General features: G+C 75.0%; 17 protein-coding genes. 9 read left to right on the top strand and 8 right to left on the bottom strand.

What is annotated here, in order from left to right:
- Positions 1 to 4: 4 nt before the first annotated feature.
- The gene (locus tag NHH00_RS06805) at positions 5 to 1,492 is read right to left on the bottom strand and encodes a CoA-acylating methylmalonate-semialdehyde dehydrogenase (protein WP_253051441.1); all 1,488 of its coding nucleotides are present in this window, start codon (positions 1,490 to 1,492) and stop codon (positions 5 to 7) included.
- Between the two features lie 201 nt (positions 1,493 to 1,693).
- Here NHH00_RS06805 and NHH00_RS06800 point away from each other — a divergent pair, with 201 nt between their 5' ends.
- From NHH00_RS06800 to NHH00_RS06790, 3 genes are all read left to right on the top strand, one after another.
- Positions 1,694 to 3,808: an endonuclease/exonuclease/phosphatase family protein gene (locus NHH00_RS06800; protein WP_253051107.1), complete on the top strand. Its 2,115-nt coding sequence runs from the start codon at positions 1,694 to 1,696 to the stop codon at positions 3,806 to 3,808.
- A 322-nt stretch (positions 3,809 to 4,130) separates the two neighbouring features.
- Positions 4,131 to 4,604, top strand: a complete 474-nt coding sequence (locus NHH00_RS06795) for a hypothetical protein (RefSeq protein WP_253051106.1) — start codon at positions 4,131 to 4,133, stop codon at positions 4,602 to 4,604.
- A 2-nt stretch (positions 4,605 to 4,606) separates the two neighbouring features.
- Entirely contained in the window at positions 4,607 to 5,200 is a 594-nt protein-coding gene (locus NHH00_RS06790; protein ID WP_253051105.1) for a shikimate kinase, read from the top strand.
- A 34-nt stretch (positions 5,201 to 5,234) separates the two neighbouring features.
- Here NHH00_RS06790 and NHH00_RS06785 read toward each other — a convergent pair whose 3' ends face one another.
- Positions 5,235 to 6,686 (bottom strand): NAD(P)H-quinone dehydrogenase, encoded by a 1,452-nt coding sequence (locus tag NHH00_RS06785; RefSeq protein WP_374614496.1) that lies wholly within the window; start codon positions 6,684 to 6,686, stop codon positions 5,235 to 5,237.
- 119 nt (positions 6,687 to 6,805) lie between these two features.
- On the opposite strand from NHH00_RS06785, the gene NHH00_RS06780 reads away from it, so the two are divergent.
- The 6 genes from NHH00_RS06780 (at position 6,806) to NHH00_RS06755 (ending at position 13,875) form a co-directional block, all read left to right on the top strand.
- Entirely contained in the window at positions 6,806 to 7,657 is an 852-nt protein-coding gene (locus NHH00_RS06780) for a purine-nucleoside phosphorylase (RefSeq protein WP_253051103.1), read from the top strand.
- Position 7,658: 1 nt separating this feature from the next.
- On the top strand, positions 7,659 to 9,503 hold the full coding sequence (locus tag NHH00_RS06775) for a phospho-sugar mutase (RefSeq protein WP_253051102.1): 1,845 nt from the start codon (positions 7,659 to 7,661) through the stop codon (positions 9,501 to 9,503).
- A gap of 140 nt (positions 9,504 to 9,643) precedes the next feature.
- Entirely contained in the window at positions 9,644 to 10,321 is a 678-nt protein-coding gene (locus NHH00_RS06770; RefSeq protein ID WP_253051101.1) for a zinc ribbon domain-containing protein, read from the top strand.
- 69 nt (positions 10,322 to 10,390) lie between these two features.
- The gene (gene deoC, locus NHH00_RS06765; protein ID WP_253051100.1) at positions 10,391 to 11,452 is read left to right on the top strand and encodes a deoxyribose-phosphate aldolase; all 1,062 of its coding nucleotides are present in this window, start codon (positions 10,391 to 10,393) and stop codon (positions 11,450 to 11,452) included.
- A gap of 18 nt (positions 11,453 to 11,470) precedes the next feature.
- Positions 11,471 to 12,943 carry an aldehyde dehydrogenase family protein gene (locus NHH00_RS06760; RefSeq protein WP_253051099.1) on the top strand — a complete coding sequence of 491 codons (1,473 nt, stop codon included), beginning with the start codon at positions 11,471 to 11,473 and terminating at the stop codon, positions 12,941 to 12,943.
- Complete coding sequence (locus NHH00_RS06755; protein ID WP_253051098.1) at positions 12,943 to 13,875, top strand: aldehyde dehydrogenase family protein; 933 nt, start codon at positions 12,943 to 12,945, stop codon at positions 13,873 to 13,875. Before NHH00_RS06760 ends, NHH00_RS06755 begins: the two co-directional genes overlap by 1 nt.
- 91 nt (positions 13,876 to 13,966) lie before the next feature.
- Here NHH00_RS06755 and NHH00_RS06750 read toward each other — a convergent pair whose 3' ends face one another.
- The 6 genes from NHH00_RS06750 to NHH00_RS06725 form a co-directional block, all read right to left on the bottom strand.
- Positions 13,967 to 15,097: an adenosine deaminase gene (locus NHH00_RS06750; RefSeq protein ID WP_253051097.1), complete on the bottom strand. Its 1,131-nt coding sequence runs from the start codon at positions 15,095 to 15,097 to the stop codon at positions 13,967 to 13,969.
- A gap of 62 nt (positions 15,098 to 15,159) precedes the next feature.
- The gene (locus tag NHH00_RS06745; RefSeq protein ID WP_253051096.1) at positions 15,160 to 15,399 is read right to left on the bottom strand and encodes a hypothetical protein; all 240 of its coding nucleotides are present in this window, start codon (positions 15,397 to 15,399) and stop codon (positions 15,160 to 15,162) included.
- A gap of 50 nt (positions 15,400 to 15,449) precedes the next feature.
- Positions 15,450 to 16,418 carry a hypothetical protein gene (locus NHH00_RS06740; RefSeq protein ID WP_253051095.1) on the bottom strand — a complete coding sequence of 323 codons (969 nt, stop codon included), beginning with the start codon at positions 16,416 to 16,418 and terminating at the stop codon, positions 15,450 to 15,452.
- The gene (locus NHH00_RS06735) at positions 16,415 to 16,762 is read right to left on the bottom strand and encodes a DUF202 domain-containing protein (protein WP_253051094.1); all 348 of its coding nucleotides are present in this window, start codon (positions 16,760 to 16,762) and stop codon (positions 16,415 to 16,417) included. The genes NHH00_RS06740 and NHH00_RS06735 overlap by 4 nt, the downstream gene beginning before the upstream one ends.
- Complete coding sequence (locus NHH00_RS06730) at positions 16,759 to 17,166, bottom strand: YidH family protein (RefSeq protein ID WP_253051093.1); 408 nt, start codon at positions 17,164 to 17,166, stop codon at positions 16,759 to 16,761. The genes NHH00_RS06735 and NHH00_RS06730 overlap by 4 nt, the downstream gene beginning before the upstream one ends.
- Before the next feature lie 2 nt (positions 17,167 to 17,168).
- Positions 17,169 to 18,434 carry a thymidine phosphorylase gene (locus NHH00_RS06725; protein WP_253051440.1) on the bottom strand — a complete coding sequence of 422 codons (1,266 nt, stop codon included), beginning with the start codon at positions 18,432 to 18,434 and terminating at the stop codon, positions 17,169 to 17,171.
- Between the last annotated feature and the right edge of the window lie 126 nt (positions 18,435 to 18,560).

The following is an 18,560-nucleotide window of genomic DNA, read 5'->3' as shown; positions in this document are numbered from 1 at the left end:
TCGCTCACCGGGTCCGGGGGAAGCCGAGGTCGACGCCCGCCGTGGACGGGTCGGGCCAGCGCGTCGTGACGACCTTGGTGCGCGTGTAGAACTGCACGCTCTGGGGCCCGTAGACGTGCAGGTCCCCGAACAGCGAGCTCTTCCAGCCGCCGAACGAGTAGTAGCCGACCGGTACGGGGATGGGGACGTTGACGCCGATCATGCCCGCCCGGGCGTCGACCTCGAACGCGCGCGCGGCGCCGCCGTCGCGCGTGAAGATCGCGGCACCGTTGCCGTACGGGTTGTCGTTCACGAGCCCGACGGCCTCCTCGTAGGACTCGGCGCGGACGACCGACAGCACGGGCCCGAAGATCTCCTCGCGGTACACCGTGTGCTCGGGGCGCACGTGGTCGACGAGCGTGGGGTGCAGGAAGAACCCCTCCCCCAGGTCGGGGGTGCCGTCGGGCGCCCGGCGGCCGTCGACGACGAGCGTCGCGCCCTCCTCGGCCGCCGTGCCCACGCGTGCCGCGACCCGGTCGCGATGCTCGGCCGTGATGAGCGGCCCCATCTGCGACGCGGGGTCGGAGCCCGGCCCGACGACGAGGCGCGCCACGCGCTCGCGGATCGCCTCGACGAGCGGGTCGGCCACCGCGCCCACGGCGACGAGCACGGAGACCGCCATGCACCGCTCGCCCGCCGACCCGTACGCCGCGGAGACCGCCGCGTCCGCCGCGACGTCCACGTCGGCGTCGGGCAGGACCACCATGTGGTTCTTCGCGCCGCCGAGGGCCTGGACCCGCTTGCCGTGCCGCGTCCCCGTCTCGTACACGTGGCGGGCGACGGGCGTCGAGCCGACGAAGCTCACGGCCTCCACGTCGGGGTGCTCCAGCAGCCGCTCGACCGCGACCCGGTCGCCCTGCACGACGTTCACGACGCCGTCCGGCAGGCCCGCCTCCTGGAGCAGCCGCGCGACGACGAGCGACGCCGACGGGTCGCGCTCGCTCGGCTTGAGCACGACCGTGTTCCCGCACGCGATCGCGTTGGGGATCATCCACAGCGGCACCATGGCCGGGAAGTTGAACGGCGTGATGCAGGCGACGACGCCGAGGGCCTGCTTCACCTCGTGCACGTCCACGCCCGACGACGCCTGCTCGGTGTACCCGCCCTTGAGGAGCTGGCCGATCCCGCACGCGAACTCGACGCACTCGAGCGCGCGGGCGACCTCGCCCGCCGCGTCGGCGAGCACCTTGCCGTGCTCGGCGCTCACCACCGCGGCGATCTCGTCGCGGTGCTCCACGAGCAGCTGGTGGAACGCGAAGAGGATCTCGACGCGGCGCGAGACGCTCGTCGCGCGCCACGCGGGGAACGCGTCCCGCGCCGCCGCGACCGCGGCGTCGACGTCCCCCGCGGACGCGAGCGCGACCTGTCCCGTCACCGTGCCCGACGCCGGGTCGTGGACCGGGCCGTACCGCTCCGCGTCGGGCCGCACGCGTCCCGCGACCCAGTGCCCGATGCGCGCCTGCCCGCCGTCCGTCGCGGTCCGGGCGCTCGTGGCGCCCTGCGCGTGCCGGGAGATCCCAGCGGTCGTCTCCACGTCCTCGCCTCCTCGCGCGCCGAGGTGGTGGCGCGCCGTCGCAGCCGATCCCTCAGTCTGGCACGGAAGGCCCGATCGTGTGGTGCGGATCACAGCGCCCGCCCGGTACCGTCGTGCCTCGTGAGCGCAGCGCAGCCCCCGTCCCCGCGGCCCGTGTCACGGTCTGCCGCCCGGTTCGACCGGGCGACCGTCGTGCCGCTCCTGCTCGTCGTGGCGGTCACCGCGATCGTCGTCGAGCTCGTGCGGTCGAGCGGACCGCTGCTCGACCACGCGTTCTCCGCGGGCGTCGTCACCGTGGCCCTCACGGCGCTCGCGACGTACGCCGCCCCCGGCGTCCTCGTCGTGATGATCGCGGCGCGCCTCGAGCTCACGGGCAAGGTCGTGCTGCTCGCGGTGGCGTCCCTCGTCGTGGCGCGCCTCGTGCTCCAGGGCCTCGGCGCGGCGATCGCCGCAGGCGCGGACCTCGGCCTCGTGCGCTACGGCGTCGGGCTCGCGACGGTCGCCCTCGGGATCGGCGTGCTCGTGCTCGTCGCCGCGTTCGCGAGCGGGAGCCCGGCGGGCGGTGCGGACCCGGCGCCCGAGGTCGACGGCGCGTCGGGCCGGACGCCGTCCCGCTCCGGCGCCCCGCTCGCGCGCGGGTCGCTCGTCGCCGTCGGCGTCGTGCTCGGCGCGCTGCTCGCCGGGGCGCTGAGCGCGGTGCTCGGCACCTGGGACGCGTACTGGCGGGCCGACGTCGCGGGGTGGGTCGTGACGGCCGTCGTCGCCGCCGGTGCCGTCGCGTGCGCGTGGGCGCTGCGAGGGCGCGCGGCCTGGCCGGGGTCGCGCGGGCTGTGGGTGCTCGGCCCGTTCGTCGCGCTCCTGGTGCAGGCGCTCGCCAACCCGGCGTTCGCCGCGTCCCAGACGGGCGTCGCGCTGCCGTTCGCCGTCACCGCGCTCGCCGTCGCCGCCGTGCTCGCCGCGTGGTTCGTCCCGTGGGCGGGCCGCGCGACCCGGCGGGGTTCACCGTGGGTGTCCCCCGCGCTGCTCGTCGTGGGAGTCGCCGTCGTGTTCCTCGCCGTGCCGCGCCTGGACGGGCCGGGGACCGTCGGGGGCTGGGCGCTCCTCGTCCTGCTCGTGCTCCTCGTCCCCGCCGCCGCCCGCACGCTCGCGCTCGCCCTGACGCGCGGGGCGCGCCCGCTCACCTGGCTGCGCCTCGCCGGTGCCGCGAGCGTCGCCGGGCTCGGGATCGCGGTGCCCCTGCTCGGGTACCAGCTCGAGTACGACGTCCCGCTCCCCTTCCCGCACACCCTCGTCCCCGTCGCTGCGGCGCTCGCACTCGCCGTGCCCGCCGTCGTCGCCGGGCTCCGCGCGCGAGGCGCCGTGGCCCCCCTGGGCGACCCCGCGGCGTCGGGCACGACGACCGCCGCCGGACTCCCCGGGCTCCCGGCGCTCGCCGTCGGCGGGGCGGTCGCGGTGCTCGCGCTCGTCGGGGTCACGCAGGTCCACGTCCCGACCACGACGTCCGCCGTCGCCGACCAGCCCGTCGGCGACCTGCGCCTGCTCGACTGGAACCTGCACTACGGCGTGAGCGCCGACCCGTCGGTCCGGCTCGACGAGATGGTCGCGACCATCGAGGACTCAGGTGCGGACGTCGTCACCCTGCAGGAGGTGTCCCGCGGCTGGGTGCTCGGCGGCGGCGCCGACATGGCGACGTTCCTCGCGCGCGAGACGGGGATGCGTGTCGTCTTCGTCCCCGCGGCGGACCGGCAGTTCGGCAACGCGATCCTCTGGGACCCGCTGCGGGGTGACCTCGCCGACGTCGCGCGCCACGCCCTGCCCTACGGCGCCGGACCGCAGGAGCGCTCGGCGGTCTCCGCGACCCTCGACGCCGCGGGCGTCCCGGTGCGCGTGACGTCCGTGCACCTGCAGCACCGCGAGGAGAACACCCCGACCCGGCTCGACCAGCTGGGGACGCTCCTCGCCGACGAGCCGGTGGAGGGCGCCTACGTCCTCGCGGGCGACCTCAACGCCGAGCCCGGCTGGGACGAGATCACCCTGGTGGAGGAGCACGGGCTCGAGAGCGACCAGGACGCCGCCGGCGACCCCGACGCGCTCACGTCGCCCGCCGTCGCCCCGGCACACCGCATCGACTGGGTCTTCGGCTCCGACCCCGTGACCTTCCGCTCCTTCGAGGTCCTCGACGTCACCGCCTCCGACCACCGCCCCCTGCTCACCGAGCTCCGCACCCGCGACTGACCACGGCACGAGCGGGACCGACACCGCGGGCAGTCGCCCGCGTGAGGGACGACCAGGGCGAGACGACGCCGGGCGGGGTGGGTGGTGGTGCCGCGTCGTGGTCGGGCCTGGCGGGAGCCGCGAGGAACGAGCGGCGGATGGTAGACGCGGCACCACCACCCACCCCGCCCACCCCACCCAGCCACACGCCGTCGAAAACAAGAACCACGGCTCTACCTCGCCCAACCAGGGCTCTACCTCGCGCTACCACGGCTCTACCTCGCCGAACCACGGCTCTACCTCGCGCGACTCGGCGCTCGCCTGGCCGCGTTAGGGTCGGCGGGTGCGCATCGAGCTGACCGTGACCGAGGCCGTCGAGATCGCGCGCGCGACGGGCGGGCTGCCGCCGTACGTGCGCTCGGTGTCGAGCGAAGGCGACGACGTGCGGGTCGTCGTCGACCTGCGCGAGGTGCCCGACCCACCGTCGGCGCTGCGGCTCGCGGCTCGGCTGGTCCCCGTGGTCCGGGCGACGCTGCACGTGGAGTCGGTCGTGGCCGGCACCGCCGTGCTCGCGGTCGAGGCCAACGCCGCCGGCCTGCCCGCGCACAAGCTGCTCGGCTTCGTCGAGGCCCCGCTCCAGGGCGCGCTGCGTGCGCACGGGCTGCCGCCCGAGGCGGTGCGCGTGCTGCCCGACGCGCGGGTCGCGGTCGACGTGCAGGCGCTGCTCGGCGGCGTGCTCGAGCACACCTTCCCGGGGTTCCAGCTCACCGAGCTGGCGTTCGCGGAGGGGACGCTGCGGCTGGACGGTCGGCTCTGAGGGTGTCGCGGCCGCGGTCGGACGGCCGGGCCGTCGCACCGGTCCTCGTCCTGCTCGGCCCTGCGGCCACCGGCAAGTCCACGGTCGGCGAGCTCGTGTCGGGGCTGCTCGGGGTCGCGTTCGTCGACCTCGACGCCGTCGCCGACCGCTACTACCCGGAGGTCGGGTGGAGCGTCGACCGGCTCGTCGAGCGCATCGCGGTGGTCGGCCGGGGCGCGGCGGAGCGGGAGTGGGAGCCCGCGCGGGCGCACGCCGTCGAGCGTGCGGTCGCCGAGCACCCCGGCGTCGTGCTCGCGCTCGGTGCGGGGCACGCGTCGTACACGGACCCGGCGTGCCGGGACCGCGTCCGTGCGGCGCTCGCGCCCGTGCCGCACGTCGTCCTCGTCCTGCCCGACACCGACCGCGAGCACGCCCTGACGGTGCTCCGGGCGCGGTCGGTCGCGTCGAAGGGCACGGACTGGGTCCGCGACGGCCACGACTTCCTCGCCGAGTGGTTCGACGACCCGGGGACGCGGAACCTCGCGCACCGCACGTTCGTCACGGGCACCGAGGATCCCGCCGCGAGCGCCCGCCGGCTGGGCGCCACGCTCGGCTGAGGCGCCGCGCCCGCCGGCCCGCGTGGACGGGTGCTCAGTCCTCCCGGTGGTGCAGCATGCGCGCCACCTCGGCGATGGAGCCGCTGAGCGACGGGTAGACCGTGAAGGCCGACGCGACGTCGTCGACCGTGAGCCGGTGCGAGACCGCGAGCGTGATGGGGAACACGAGCTCGCTCGCGCGCGGCGCGACGACGACGCCGCCGAGGACGACCCCCGCCTCGGGGTGCGCGAAGAGCTTGACGAAGCCGTCGCGCATGCCGAGCATCTTGGCGCGCGGGTTGCGCGCGAGCGGCAGGACCGTCGTGACGTACTTGCTGCTCTGCGCCTTGAGCTGCTCCTCGCTGTACCCGACGGTCGCGATCTCGGGCGCGGTGAAGATGTTCGCCGCGACGGTGCGCAGCTTGATCGGCACGACGGCGTCGCCGAGCGCGTGCGACATGGCGACGCGGCCCTGCATCGCCGCGACGGACGCGAGGGGAAGCACGCCGGTGCAGTCGCCCGCCGCGTAGATCCCGCGCACCGACGTGCGCGACACCTTGTCGACCTCGACGTGCCCGCTCGGGGTGAGCCGGACCCCGGCCTCCTCGAGGCCGAGGCCGCTCGTCGAGGGGACGGCGCCGACGGCGATGAGGACGTGCGAGCCCTCGACGACGCGACCGTCGGCGAGGGTCACGCGCACGCCGTCCTCGGTCCGCTCGGCCGACTCGGCGCGCGACCGCGACATGACGGTCATGCCGCGCGAGCGGAACACGCCCTCGAGCAGCTCGGCCGCGTCGGCGTCCTCGCCCGGGAGCACGCGGTCGCGGCTCGACACGAGCACGACGTCCGAGCCCAGCGCGTTGTAGGCGCCCGCGAACTCGGCGCCGGTGACGCCGGACCCGACGACGATGAGCCGCTCCGGCAGCTCGGACAGGTTGTAGAGCTGGGTCCAGGTGAGGATGCGCTCGCCGTCGGGCTGCGCCGTCGGCAGGACGCGTGGCGTCGCACCGACCGCGAGGAGGATCACGTCGGCGTCGAGCTCGAGGGGGCCGTCGGCGCCGTCGGGCGCGTCGACGACGACGCGCTCGGGGCCGTCGAGGCGACCCTCGCCGATGACGACGCGCACGCCCTCGCGCTCGAGGCGCGCGTGGATGTCCGCGGACTGCGCCGCCGCGAGCGCCATGACGCGCGTGTTCACGGCCTCGAGGTCGACGATGTGCCGGCGCATGGCGGGGTGCTGGGCCTTGGCGGTGTCGACGGGCAGGCGGATCCCGAGCTCGGCGGCGCGCTCCGCGATGGTCATCCAGTCGGCGGTCGCGATGAGGGTCTTGGAGGGGACGACGTCCGTGAGCACGGCCGCGCCGCCCAGGCCCTGGCGTTCGACGACGGTCACGTCGGCGCCGAGCCGGCGGGCGACGAGAGCGGCCTCGTAGCCGCCGGGCCCGCCTCCGAGGACGACGATGCGGGTGGCCTGATGGTCGATGCTCGCGTGCGTCACGCCGGACATTCTGTCAGGCCGTCGCGTCCCGCGGTGTCAGCATGCGAGACGACGGCGCCGGTCAGGGCCGTGCGGCGGCGTCGCCGCTCGTCGGGTCGGGCGCCCGGGGACGGACTAGCCTTGCGTCCATGACGACGACGCCTGCGAGCACACCCCCGCTCGACGACCCCGCCACCGACCCGTTCCTCGTGGCGCGGGCCGCCGCCGACCACATCGCCGAGGCCACGGGGGTCGAGGGCCACGACATGGCGCTCGTGCTGGGCTCGGGGTGGGGCGGGGCCGCGGAGCTCCTGGGCGACGTCGTCGCGGAGGTCCCCACGCACGAGATCCCGGGCTTCTCCGCCCCTGCCGTCGCGGGCCACCTCTCGGTGACGCGGTCGATCCGGGTCGAGCGGGCGGACGGCTCCGTCCGGCACGCGCTCGTGCTCGGCTCGCGCACGCACCTGTACGAGGGCAAGGGCGTGCGCGCCGTCGTGCACGGCGTGCGCACGGCCGCCGCGACGGGCGCGGAGACGCTCATCCTCACGAACGGGTGCGGCGGACTGAACCAGGACTGGGGAGCGGGCACGCCGGTGCTGCTCTCCGACCACATCAACCTCACGGCCCGCAGCCCGCTGGAGGGCCCGACGTTCGTGGACCTCACCGACGTCTACTCGCCGCGCCTGCGCGAGCTCGCGCACCGCGTCGACCCGACCCTCCCGGAGGGCGTGTACGCGCAGTTCCCCGGGCCGCACTACGAGACTCCCGCCGAGGTGCGGATGGCGGGGATCCTCGGCGCCGACCTGGTCGGCATGTCCACGACGCTCGAGGCCATCGCCGCCCGCCACTGCGGCCTGGAGGTGCTCGGCGTCTCGCTCGTGACGAACCTCGCCGCCGGGATCAGCCCGACGCCGCTCTCCCACGCCGAGGTCATCGAGGCCGGCCAGGCCGCGGGGCCCCGGATCAGCGCACTTCTGGCCGACATCGCGAAGCTGGTGTGACATGACGGACCGCACCGCCGGGTACCGGACCGACCCTGCCGACGACCCGACGTTCGACCCGGGGACCGACCGCGGCGCGTTCCTCGAGCGCGTCGCCGCGTGGATCGACGACGACGTCGACGCAGGCGACCAGGACGAGCTCCGGCACCTCCTCGACCTGGCCGACTCGCCCGACCCGCGCCAGCACGACGTGCGCGTCGCGGCCCTCACCGAGCTGCAGGACCGGTTCTCCGGCCCGCTGGAGTTCGGGACCGCCGGGCTGCGCGGGCGCATGGCCGCCGGCCCGCACCGCATGAACCGCGCCGTCGTGATCCGCGCGGCGGCGGGGCTCGGGGCCTACCTGCTCGACGCGCTCGGCCCCGCGGGCGCTGGTGGCGCGGCCCGCCCGCGCGTCGTCGTCGGGTTCGACGCCCGGCACCGCTCGCGCACGTTCGCCGTCGACAGCGCGGCCGTGCTCACCGCGGCGGGCCTGGACGTCCTCGTCCTGCCCTCGGCGCTCCCGACGCCGGTCCTCGCGTTCGCCGTGCGCCACCTCGGCGCGGACGCGGGCGTCATGGTCACCGCGAGCCACAACCCGCCGGCCGACAACGGGTACAAGGTCTACCTCGGCGGACGGGTCGTCACGGACTCGGGCCAGGGCGCCCAGATCGTCCCTCCCTACGACGCGCGCATCGCCGCCGCGATCGCGGCCGTCAGCCCGGCACGGTCGGTCCCGCGCGCGAGCGGGGGCTGGACCGTCCTGGACCAGGAGGTCGTCGGCGCCTACGTCCGCGCGGTCCTCGCGCTGTCGGACGGCGCCCCTCGCCGGCTCAAGGTCGTCACCACCGCGCTGCACGGCGTGGGCGGCGAGACGGTCGCGCACGTGCTGCGCGACGCGGGCTTCACGACCGTGGTCCCGGTCGAGGAGCAGCTCGACCCGAACCCCGACTTCCCGTCCGTCGCGTTCCCCAACCCCGAGGAGCCGGGCGCGATGGACCTCGCGCTCGCCGTCGCGCAGGACTCCGCGGCCGACGTCGTGCTCGCCAACGACCCCGACGCCGACCGCTGCGCGGTCGCGGTGTTCGACCCGCGCGTCGGGACGTACCAGGGCGCGGAGACCGCCCGCTCCAACGGGTGGCGCACGCTGCACGGCGACGAGGTCGGCGCGCTGCTCGGCGACGACGTCGCGAGGCGCGTCGCGGCGTCCGGCGCCGCCGGCGGGGTGCTCGCGTGCTCGGTCGTGTCCTCGCGACTGCTCGGGAAGATCGCGGCCGCGCACGGCCTCGGCTTCGCGACGACGCTCACCGGCTTCAAGTGGATCTCGCGCGTCGACGGGCTCGTCTTCGGGTACGAGGAGGCGCTCGGCTACTGCGTCGACCCCGCGCACGTCCGGGACAAGGACGGGATCAGCGCCGCGCTGCTCGTCGCGCAGCTCGCCAACCGCCTCAAGGCGGAGGGCCGCTCGCTCGTCGACGCGCTCGACGACCTGGCGCGCCGGCACGGCCTCCACGTGAGCGACCAGCTCTCCGCGCGGTTCACCGACCTCGACCGCATCGGCGAGACGATGACGCACCTGCGCGCCGCTCCCCCGCGCACGCTCGCGGGTGCGGGCGTCTCGGACGTCGCCGACCTGTCCGCCGGCCTCGACGGCCTGCCGCCCACCGACGGCGTGCGGATCCTCACCGCCGACGGCACGCGCGTCATCGTCCGCCCGAGCGGCACCGAGCCCAAGGTGAAGTGCTACCTCGAGGTCGTGCTGCCCGTCGCCCCCGACGCGTCGCACGCCGACCTCACGGCGGCTCGCGCCGCCGCGCGCGACCGCCTCGACCGCGTCAAGGCCGACATGCAGAAGGCGCTGGGTATCTAGAGAGGTCCTGCCCACGAGCGTTCGCCCGCTCCAGCGTGCGACCGGCCACGATGGCGGGGCAGAGCCTTGCCGTCGAGGCGATGTCAGTGCCGCACGACAGAATCCTCTGCGAGTTCACGATGCCGTCGTAGGGGGACGAGATGATGACATGCCGATCGTGCGGACAGGCGCAGGACGAGCAGGCGCGGTTCTGCAACAGCTGCGGTACCCCGCTCGTCACAGGGCCGGCCGGGACGGCGAACAGCGTCCACGAGGCCCGGGTCACCGGTTCGATCTATCAGGCGGGCGGCGACATCACCGTTGCCCCGTCAGTTCCTGACGAGCCGTCGGCGAGGTACACCGTCAAGTGGCACTGGGCGAGCCCGCTCACCCAGTCGGTTCTGGGCTGGGCCAGCCTCGTGCTCGGGATCGTCTCGCTCGCCGGCGGGGCATCGGTGTTCGCGCCGCTGATCCGGTCGCTGAACGCTGGTCGCCTGGCTCCCTCGACCGAACCGTGGGCACTAGCAGTGTTCGTCGTGTGCACCGCCGGTGCGATCGTCGCCCTCGCGCTACGACGGGTCGCGAAACACGAGACTCAGCACGTCGGGCCATCTTTCCTTCCCGCTCTGACGGGATGGAACCATCGGCTCGGGCTCGCGCGGTTCACCGGGGAGTGCCCGACCTGCCGAGGCGGCCTTCGCTTCTACAACAAGCCCCTGCAGTGGCTCGTTCACGCTGACGGGTCCCGAGGCAAGGTGATCGAGCGCGCGATGGTCGCGGAGTGCGAGCGCAGCGACAAGCACTGGTGGTTCCTCGACAGCGCCGAACCCGTCGCCTGACTCCGGGGCCGGCACCGGAGCCTCCGCCCGGTCGGCTCACCGAGGCGTACCGGCGGGTAACCTGGGGCGATGAGCACAACGACACCGACGTCGGTCGCGCAGACGGGCCGGGCGGGTACCGGAGCGGCCCCGGCGACCCCGGGTTCGGCCGACCGGTCCGCTGCCGAGATCGCCGATCTCGCGCGCTCCGTGACGGGTTCCGCCCTCCTCGACGACACCGCCTGGCGCCGCTACCTGCACGGGCTGCCGGGCGTCGACAAGGTCGGCGCCGACGGCCGCGCGGCCGCCCTGGGCACCCGGTCGATCAAGACGACGTCCAAGGCCTGGGCGCTCGACACGATCATCCGCATGGTCGACCTCACGACGCTCGAGGGCGCGGACACGCCCGGCAAGGTACGGGCGCTCGCCGCGAAGGCCGTGCGCCCCGAGCCCGCCGACCCGACGTGCCCGTCGGCGGCCGCCGTGTGCGTGTACAACGACCTCGTCCCCGTCGCCGTGGAGGCCCTCGCCGGGACCGGCGTCAAGGTCGCCGCCGTCTCGACCGCGTTCCCGTCGGGCCGCGCGAGCCGCGCGGTGCGCCTCGCGGACACGCGCGACGCCGTCGAGGCCGGCGCGGACGAGATCGACATGGTCATCGACCGCGGCGCCTTCCTCTCGGGACGCTACGCCCAGGTCTACGAGGACATCGTCGCCGTGCGCGAGGAGTGCCGGGCGAACGGCCACCACGCGCACCTCAAGGTCATCCTCGAGACGGGCGAGCTCGCCACGTACGACAACGTGCGCCGCGCGTCGTGGCTCGCGATGCTCGCGGGCGCCGACTTCATCAAGACGAGCACCGGCAAGGTCTCCCCCGCCGCGACGCTGCCGGTGACGATCGTCATGCTCGAGGCCGTGCGCGACTTCCGTGCCCTCACCGGCGTCCCGATCGGGGTCAAGCCCGCGGGCGGCATCCGCACGTCGAAGGACGCCATCAAGTACCTCGTCGCGGTCAACGAGACCGCGGGCGGCGACTGGCTCGACCCCGACTGGTTCCGGTTCGGGGCGTCGTCGCTGCTCAACGACGTGCTCATGCAGCGCAACAAGCTCGCCACCGGCACCTACTGGGGCCCCGACTACGTGACCGTCGACTGAGCCGGACTGAAGGACACCATGACCACCACAGCTAGCACGGCCGGCTCGCCGTTCGAGTACGCGCCGGCCCCCGAGTCGCGCGCCGTCGTCGACATCGCGTCGTCGTACGGCCTCTTCATCGACGGCGAGTTCACGCCGGCGTCGGACTCCGGCTCGTTCAAGACCGTCAACCCCGCCACGGAGGAGGTCCTCGCCGAGGTCGCGGAGGCGACCGAGGAGGACGTCGACCGCGCCGTCCGCGCCGCGCGCCGCGCGCAGGAGAAGGTGTGGGGCCCCATGCCGGGCCGCGAGCGCGCGAAGTACCTGTTCCGCATCGCGCGCCTGCTCGCCGAGCGTTCGCGCGAGTTCGCGGTGCTCGAGACGCTCGACAACGGCAAGCCGATCCGCGAGTCGCGCGACGTCGACGTCCCGACGGCGGCGGCGCACTTCTTCTACTACGCGGGCTGGGCCGACAAGCTCGAGCACGCGGGTTACGGCCCCGACCCGCGCCCGCACGGCGTCGCCGCGCAGGTGATCCCGTGGAACTTCCCGCTGCTCATGCTCGCGTGGAAGATCGCCCCCGCGCTCGCGACGGGGAACACGGTGGTCCTCAAGCCCGCGGAGACCACGCCGCTCACCGCGCTCCTGTTCGCGGACCTGCTCCGCCAGGCCGAGCTGCCGGCCGGCGTCGTCAACATCGTGACCGGCGCGCGTGCCACGGGCTCGGCCCTGGTCAACCACCCGGACGTCGACAAGATCGCGTTCACGGGCTCGACCCCGGTCGGCAAGCGCATCGCGCAGGAGATCGCGGGCACGCGCAAGCACGCGACGCTCGAGCTCGGCGGCAAGGCCGCGAACATCGTGTTCGACGACGCGCCGATCGACCAGGCGATCGAGGGCATCGTCAACGGCATCTTCTTCAACCAGGGCCAGGTGTGCTGCGCCGGGTCGCGCCTGCTCGTGCAGGAGTCGATCGCCGAGGAGCTCGTGGACCGGCTCAAGGCCCGCCTCGGCACGCTGCGCGTCGGCGACCCGATGGACAAGAACACCGACGTCGGTGCGATCAACTCGCCCCAGCAGCTCGCGCGGATCACCGAGCTCACCGACGCCGGCACCGCGGAGGGCGCCACGCGCTGGAGCCCGGACTGCGAGCTGCCGTCGTCGGGGTACTGGTTCGCGCCGACCCTGTTCACGGGCGTCTCCGCCGCGCACCGCATCGCGCGCGAGGAGATCTTCGGCCCGGTGCTGAGCGTCCTGACCTTCCGCACCCCCGCCGAGGCCGTGGCCAAGGCGAACAACACCCCGTACGGCCTGTCCGCGGGGATCTGGACCGAGAAGGGGTCGCGCATCCTCTGGATGGCCGACCAGCTCCGTGCGGGCGTCGTGTGGTCCAACACGTTCAACCGGTTCGACCCGACCAGCCCGTTCGGCGGCTACAAGGAGTCGGGCTACGGACGCGAGGGTGGCCGGCACGGCCTGGCGCCCTACCTGATCGAGGGGAGCACCTACTGATGGCCCGCACGAGCAAGGCGCCCACCGCGACCCGCACGGCGCCCGAGCGCCTGGGCGTGCGCAAGACGTACAAGCTCTACGTCGGCGGAAAGTTCCCCCGCAGCGAGTCGGGCCGCACGTACGAGGTGACGGACACCAAGGGCCGGTTCCTCGCGAACGTCGCGCAGGGCTCGCGCAAGGACGCGCGCGAGGCCGTCGTGGCCGCACGCGCCGCGCAGGCGAAGTGGGCCGGGGCGACGGCCTACAACCGCGGTCAGGTGCTCTACCGCGTCGCGGAGATGCTGGAGGGGCGCCGCGAGCAGTTCGTCGCGGAGGTCGTCGCGGGCGAGGGCCTCACCGCGCGCCAGGCCGAGGTCGCCGTCTCCGAGGCGATCGACCGCTGGGTCTGGTACGCGGGCTGGACGGACAAGGTCGCGCAGGTCGCCGGCTCCGCCAACCCGGTCGCCGGGCCGTACTTCAACCTGTCGTCGCCCGAGCCGACGGGCGTCGTCGTCGTCCTCGCGCCGCAGCGCTCGTCGCTGCTCGGCCTCGTCTCGACGATCGTGCCGCCGCTCGTCACGGGCAACGCCGTGATCGTCGTCGCGAGCGAGCAGCGCCCGATCCCGGCGGTCACGCTGTCCGAGGTCCTCGCGACGTCGGACGTCCCGGGCGGCGTCGTGAACGTCCTCACGGGCTTCACCCAGGAGCTCGCTCCCCCGCTCGCGTCGCACCTCGACGTCAACGCGATCGACCTCGCGGGCGCCGTGGGTGCCGAGGGCGTCGCGTGGGGCGAGCTCGAGGCCGCCGCCGCGGACTCGGTCAAGCGCGTCCTGCGCCCCGCCGTCGGCCGCCGCGGCGACGACGCCGTGCCCGACTGGACCGAGGCGCCGCGCCCCCAGCGCATCCTCGCGTTCACCGAGACCAAGACGGTCTGGCACCCGAAGGGCGTCTGACCCCCGGCCGAGCACGACGGTGGTGCCGTGATCGCGTCGATCACGGCACCACCGTCATGTTTCGGCGACCCGGGCGGGTCGGCAGGTCTGCTCAGAGCTGCGCGCCCTGGACCTCCTGGTAGCCCGGCAGGATCACGTCGTCGACGAGCGCGCGGCGCTCGTCGTGGTGGACGAACGCGCTCCACGCGGCGGTCATCGTGACGTCGGCGAGGTCGTCGATCGTCCACCCGGCGTGCTCGACGAGGAGCGCCATCTCCTGCGTCATCGTCGTGCGCGACATGAGCCGGTTGTCGGTGTTGAGCGTGACGGCGAAGTCGAGCTCCTTGAGCCGGGTGATCGGGTGGTCCGCGACCGACGTCGCCGCCCCGGTCTGCACGTTGGACGACGGGCACAGCTCGAGCGGGATCTGGTGGTCGCGCACCCAGTGCGCGAGCAGGCCGAGCGCGGCCGTACCCGGCTCGCCCTCGGTGCTGTGCGGGAACTCCGGGTCGAACGTGATGTCCTCGACGATGCGCACGCCGTGACCGATGCGGCTCGCCTGCCCGAGGTGCACGGCCTCGGCGATCGACGCCGGACCGGCGGCCTCGCCCGCGTGGATGGTGACGGGGAAGTTCTGGTCGGCGAGGTAGCGCCAGATCTCGGGGTGGCGCGACGGCGGGAAGCCGTCCTCGGCACCCGCGATGTCGAACCCGACGACGCCGTTCGCGCGGTTCGCGACGGCGAGCTCGGCGATCTCCTGCCACCGGTCGGCGTGGCGCATCGCGGTGACGAGCTGCCCGACGCGGATCGTCCGGCCCTCCGCGGCGGCCTCGGCGACGCCCTGCTCGATGCCGGACTGCACGGCGTCCACCGTCTCCTGGAGGGTCAGCCCACGCTGGAGGTGCTGCTCGGGCGCCCACCGCTGCTCGGCGTACACGACGCCGTCGCGGGCGAGGTCGAGCACCGCCTCACGCGCCACCCGCGCGAGCGCGTCGCGCGTCTGCATCACGGCGATCGTGTGGTCGAACGTCTCGAGGTAGCGCACGAGGGAGCCCGAGTCGGCCGACTCGGCGAACCACGCGCCGAGAGACTCGGCGTCGCCCGCGGGGAGCTGGTGCCCGACGTCGGCGGCGAGCTCGAGGATCGTGGCGGGGCGCAGCCCCCCGTCGAGGTGGTCGTGGAGCACGACCTTGGGCAGCGAGCGGATGACGTCGACCGTCAGGGGGGCGTTCTCGGTGGTCATGCGCTCACGGTACCGGCCGGTACGCCCCCGCTCGCGCCGAACGGCCGGGCGCCCCGGCCCGGTCAGGCGTAGTCGTCCTCCTCGCCCGGCACGGCGGACGCCTGCTCGACGACGTCGGCCTCGTTCGCCTCCCCCTCGAGGTCGGGTCGCGCGGTGCGCGGACGGTACTCGTCGCTCTCGTGCTCGGCGTCGTCGACGCCCGGGCCGTCGTCCTCCGACTCCTCGACCAGGCTCACGACCTCCTCGTCCTGCTCGACCAGGCCGGCGTCCCGCCACGCGTCGTTCCCGGGCACGGTGCTCATCGCGACTCCTCACCTGACGACTCGGCGCGCCACGGCCGTGGCGGCCGTCTTCATCCTCTCGCCGGGTGCGGGGCCTCGCCAGCCCGGCCGACGGCGGGCAGGAGCGCCCAACAGAGGTGCGGCCAGCCCCCGAGGGCACGACGCACCTCGGGCGACCGCGCGCCGTCGAGCAGGGCGGCCGCGTCGAGGTCGTGCACGGTGCCCGACGACGGCTCGTAGACCCGGCACCGCCGCGCCCGCGCGTCGGCGTCGGTGCCGTCGTCGGCGTCGGTGAGCAGCACGACGTGGCGCGGCACGGCGGTCGCGACGCCGAGGGCGAGGTCGCCCCCGGTGAAGAGCGGGACGGGGACGCCGCGCGCCGCCGCGGCGAGGGCGGCCCGGACCACGGGGTCGTCGTCGGGGTCTCCCGCGACGACGCGCTCGACGTACCGCACGTCCGCGTGCCGCGCGGTCCGCGCGGCGCCCCACGGCGGCGTCCCGAGGGACGCTGGCCACGGCAGGGGGCCGAGAGCGGCGCGGTTGGTCCGGCGCTTCAGTACCCGCTGCAGCTCCCCGAACCGCGACGCGCCTCCCGCACGGGGCCGGCCGCCCGGCCCGCCGTCGTCACCCGGGCGCAGCCCCGTGACGAGCCACAGCGCGAGCACCGGGTCGCCCGCCGCGGCGAGCAGCCCGAGCACGGCCGAGCCGCACGTCGTCGCGTCGGTCTGGCGCGCCGGCTCCCCGCCGAGCTCGAGCGGCCGGGACCGGCGGTCGCGTGGACCGCTCGGCCCGGGGTCGGCGCGGCCCAACGGGTCGACGACGGCGCGCCGCGTCCTCGGGTCGAGCGCACCGAGCGTGCCGGCGAGCGCGCGCACCCGGTGCTCGGGGTGGCCCGCGCGCCGGGCGCGGTCGAGCGCACGGTCCGTCCCGCCGTCGGGCCGGTAGACGCCGCCGGGCGGTGGTTGCGGCACCGCCCGCGCGGGAACGAGCCGCGCGAGGTCCGTGACCCGCAGCGCGCCGAGCGCACCCCGGAGGGTCATGCCGCTCCCAGCGCCCGGCCGAGCGCCCAGGCGGCACCCACGACGGCCAGCACGACGACGAGGCTCGCGACGCGCACCAAGAAGGACCACGAGTACAGCCGCCCGTGGCCGGGCAGCCCGCCGGTCGGGGGCCGCAGGACGGCGGGCACGAGCGCCAGCACGCCGACGGCGACCGCCGCGCACACCGTGACCGTCGACCCGGAGCGGAGCCCCGCGCCCGCGAGCAGCAGCGCTCCCACGACCACGCCGAGCACCGTCCGCTGCCACGCGAGCGCCGTGCGCTCCGGCTGCATCCCCTCGTCCCGGACCGGCGGCGAGGGCACCTCCCCCGGCGGCGTGCTCACGGCCCGCTCGCCGAACCCACGGCGTAGCCCGCGAGCAGCAGCGCGAGGACCACGACCCCCACCACGAGCACGGGCAGCCCGCTCGGGGCGGGCAGCCGCCGACGCAGGCGCAGCGCGCGCTCGTTGCGGCGCCAGGAGACGAGCGCGTAGCCCGCGAACCCGGCACCCACGAGGCACGCGACGCCGGCGACGACGTCGAGGACGCCCGGCATGTCGGCGAACGTCGCGAAGGACGTCAGCGCGACGCCGCCCGCGACCAGGCCGAGGCCCGTGCGCACCCACGCGAGCGCCGTCCGCTCGTTGGCGAGGCTGAACCGCGCGTCGGGCTCGGACCCGACCCCGTAGACGGAGCGCGGCCGACGCGTGTCCGCCGGCTCGTCGGCGCTCGGCTCGTCGGGTGCCACGCTCAGTCGACGCGGTCCAGGACGACGGGCCGGCGCTCGACGACGGTCCCCGGGTCCGCGATCCCCCACGCCCCCTCGAGCGCCTGAACGGCCCGCTCGAAGCGCTCCGGGGTGTCGGTGTGCAGCGTCATGAGGTGCTGACCCTTGCGCACCGGGTCGCCGGGCTTGGCGAACAGCTCGACGCCCGCGCCCGCCTGCACCGGGTCCTCCTTGCGCGCACGGCCCGCGCCCAGCCGCCACGCGGCGACCCCGACGGCGTACGCGTCGAGCCGTTCGAGCACGCCGTCGCGGTCGGCGACGACGTGCTCGCGCTCGCGCGCGACCGGCAGCGGGGCCCGCGAGTCGCCGCCCTGCTCGGCGATCATCTCGCGCCACTTGTCGAGCGCGCGACCGCCCACGAGCGCGTGCCGCACGTCGTCCTCGTCCTGCGGCCGGCCCGCCCCGGCGAGCATCTCCAGCGCGAGCGCGACCGTGAGGTCGACGACGTCCTGGGGTCCGGCGCCCTGCATCACCTCGACGGACTCGCGCACCTCCAGCGCGTTGCCCGCGGTGAGGCCGAGCGGCGTCGACATGTCCGTGAGCAGCGCGACCGTGCGGACGCCGGCGTCGGTCCCGAGGTCGACCATGGTCCGGGCGAGCTCGCGCGCCGAGTCGAGCTCCTTCATGAACGCGCCGGAGCCGACCTTGACGTCGAGGACGAGCGCGCCCGTGCCCTCCGCGATCTTCTTGCTCATGATCGAGCTCGCGATGAGCGGGATGGACTCGACCGTCCCCGTGACGTCGCGGAGCGCGTACAGGAGACGGTCCGCGGGCGCGAGACCGGAGCCCGCCTGGCAGATCACCGCGCCGACGTGCTCGAGCGCGTTCATCATCTGCTCGTTGGTGAGCGCCGCGCGCCACCCCGGGATCGCCTCGAGCTTGTCGAGCGTGCCGCCCGTGTGCCCGAGGCCGCGACCGGAGAGCTGCGGCACCGCGACGCCGTACACCGCGACGAGCGGTGCGAGCGGCAGCGTGATCTTGTCCCCCACGCCCCCGGTCGAGTGCTTGTCCGCCGTCGGGCGCGAGAGCCCCGAGAAGTCCATCCGCTCGCCCGAGGCGATCATCGCCTGCGTCCAGCGGCCGATCTCGGTCCGGTCCATGCCGTTGAGGTAGATCGCCATCGCGAGAGCGGCCATCTGCTCCTCGGCGACGACGCCGCGCGTGTAGGCGTCGATCACCCAGTCGATCTGCGCGGCGTCGAGCCGCGCGCCGTCGCGCTTGGTCCGGATGACGTCGACGGCGTCGAACGGCTCGGGAGCCGGCCCCTCGCCGTCTGCGCCCGCGTCCTCGCCCCCGGCCCCGGCCCCGACGAGCGCCTCCGCCGTCGCGTCCTGGTCCTCGGTCCCGCCACCCTG

This window comes from Cellulosimicrobium cellulans, assembly GCF_024124905.1.
Lineage (GTDB): Bacteria > Actinomycetota > Actinomycetes > Actinomycetales > Cellulomonadaceae > Cellulosimicrobium > Cellulosimicrobium cellulans_G.
The sequence above is the reverse complement of the archived record's forward strand: the minus strand, read 5'-3'. Positions and strand labels throughout refer to the sequence as shown.

What these genes read in the sequence shown, in the direction of transcription:
- NHH00_RS06785 (WP_374614496.1), bottom strand. Translation starts at nt 6,686, where the DNA reads ATGTCCGGCGTGACGCACGCGAGCATCGACCATCAGGCCACCCGCATC.
- NHH00_RS06780 (WP_253051103.1), top strand. Translation starts at nt 6,806, where the DNA reads ATGACGACGACGCCTGCGAGCACACCCCCGCTCGACGACCCCGCCACC.
- NHH00_RS06775 (WP_253051102.1), top strand. Translation starts at nt 7,659, where the DNA reads ATGACGGACCGCACCGCCGGGTACCGGACCGACCCTGCCGACGACCCG.
- NHH00_RS06770 (WP_253051101.1), top strand. Translation starts at nt 9,644, where the DNA reads ATGATGACATGCCGATCGTGCGGACAGGCGCAGGACGAGCAGGCGCGG.
- deoC (WP_253051100.1), top strand. Translation starts at nt 10,391, where the DNA reads ATGAGCACAACGACACCGACGTCGGTCGCGCAGACGGGCCGGGCGGGT.
- NHH00_RS06760 (WP_253051099.1), top strand. Translation starts at nt 11,471, where the DNA reads ATGACCACCACAGCTAGCACGGCCGGCTCGCCGTTCGAGTACGCGCCG.
- NHH00_RS06755 (WP_253051098.1), top strand. Translation starts at nt 12,943, where the DNA reads ATGGCCCGCACGAGCAAGGCGCCCACCGCGACCCGCACGGCGCCCGAG.
- NHH00_RS06750 (WP_253051097.1), bottom strand. Translation starts at nt 15,097, where the DNA reads ATGACCACCGAGAACGCCCCCCTGACGGTCGACGTCATCCGCTCGCTG.
- NHH00_RS06745 (WP_253051096.1), bottom strand. Translation starts at nt 15,399, where the DNA reads ATGAGCACCGTGCCCGGGAACGACGCGTGGCGGGACGCCGGCCTGGTC.
- NHH00_RS06740 (WP_253051095.1), bottom strand. Translation starts at nt 16,418, where the DNA reads ATGACCCTCCGGGGTGCGCTCGGCGCGCTGCGGGTCACGGACCTCGCG.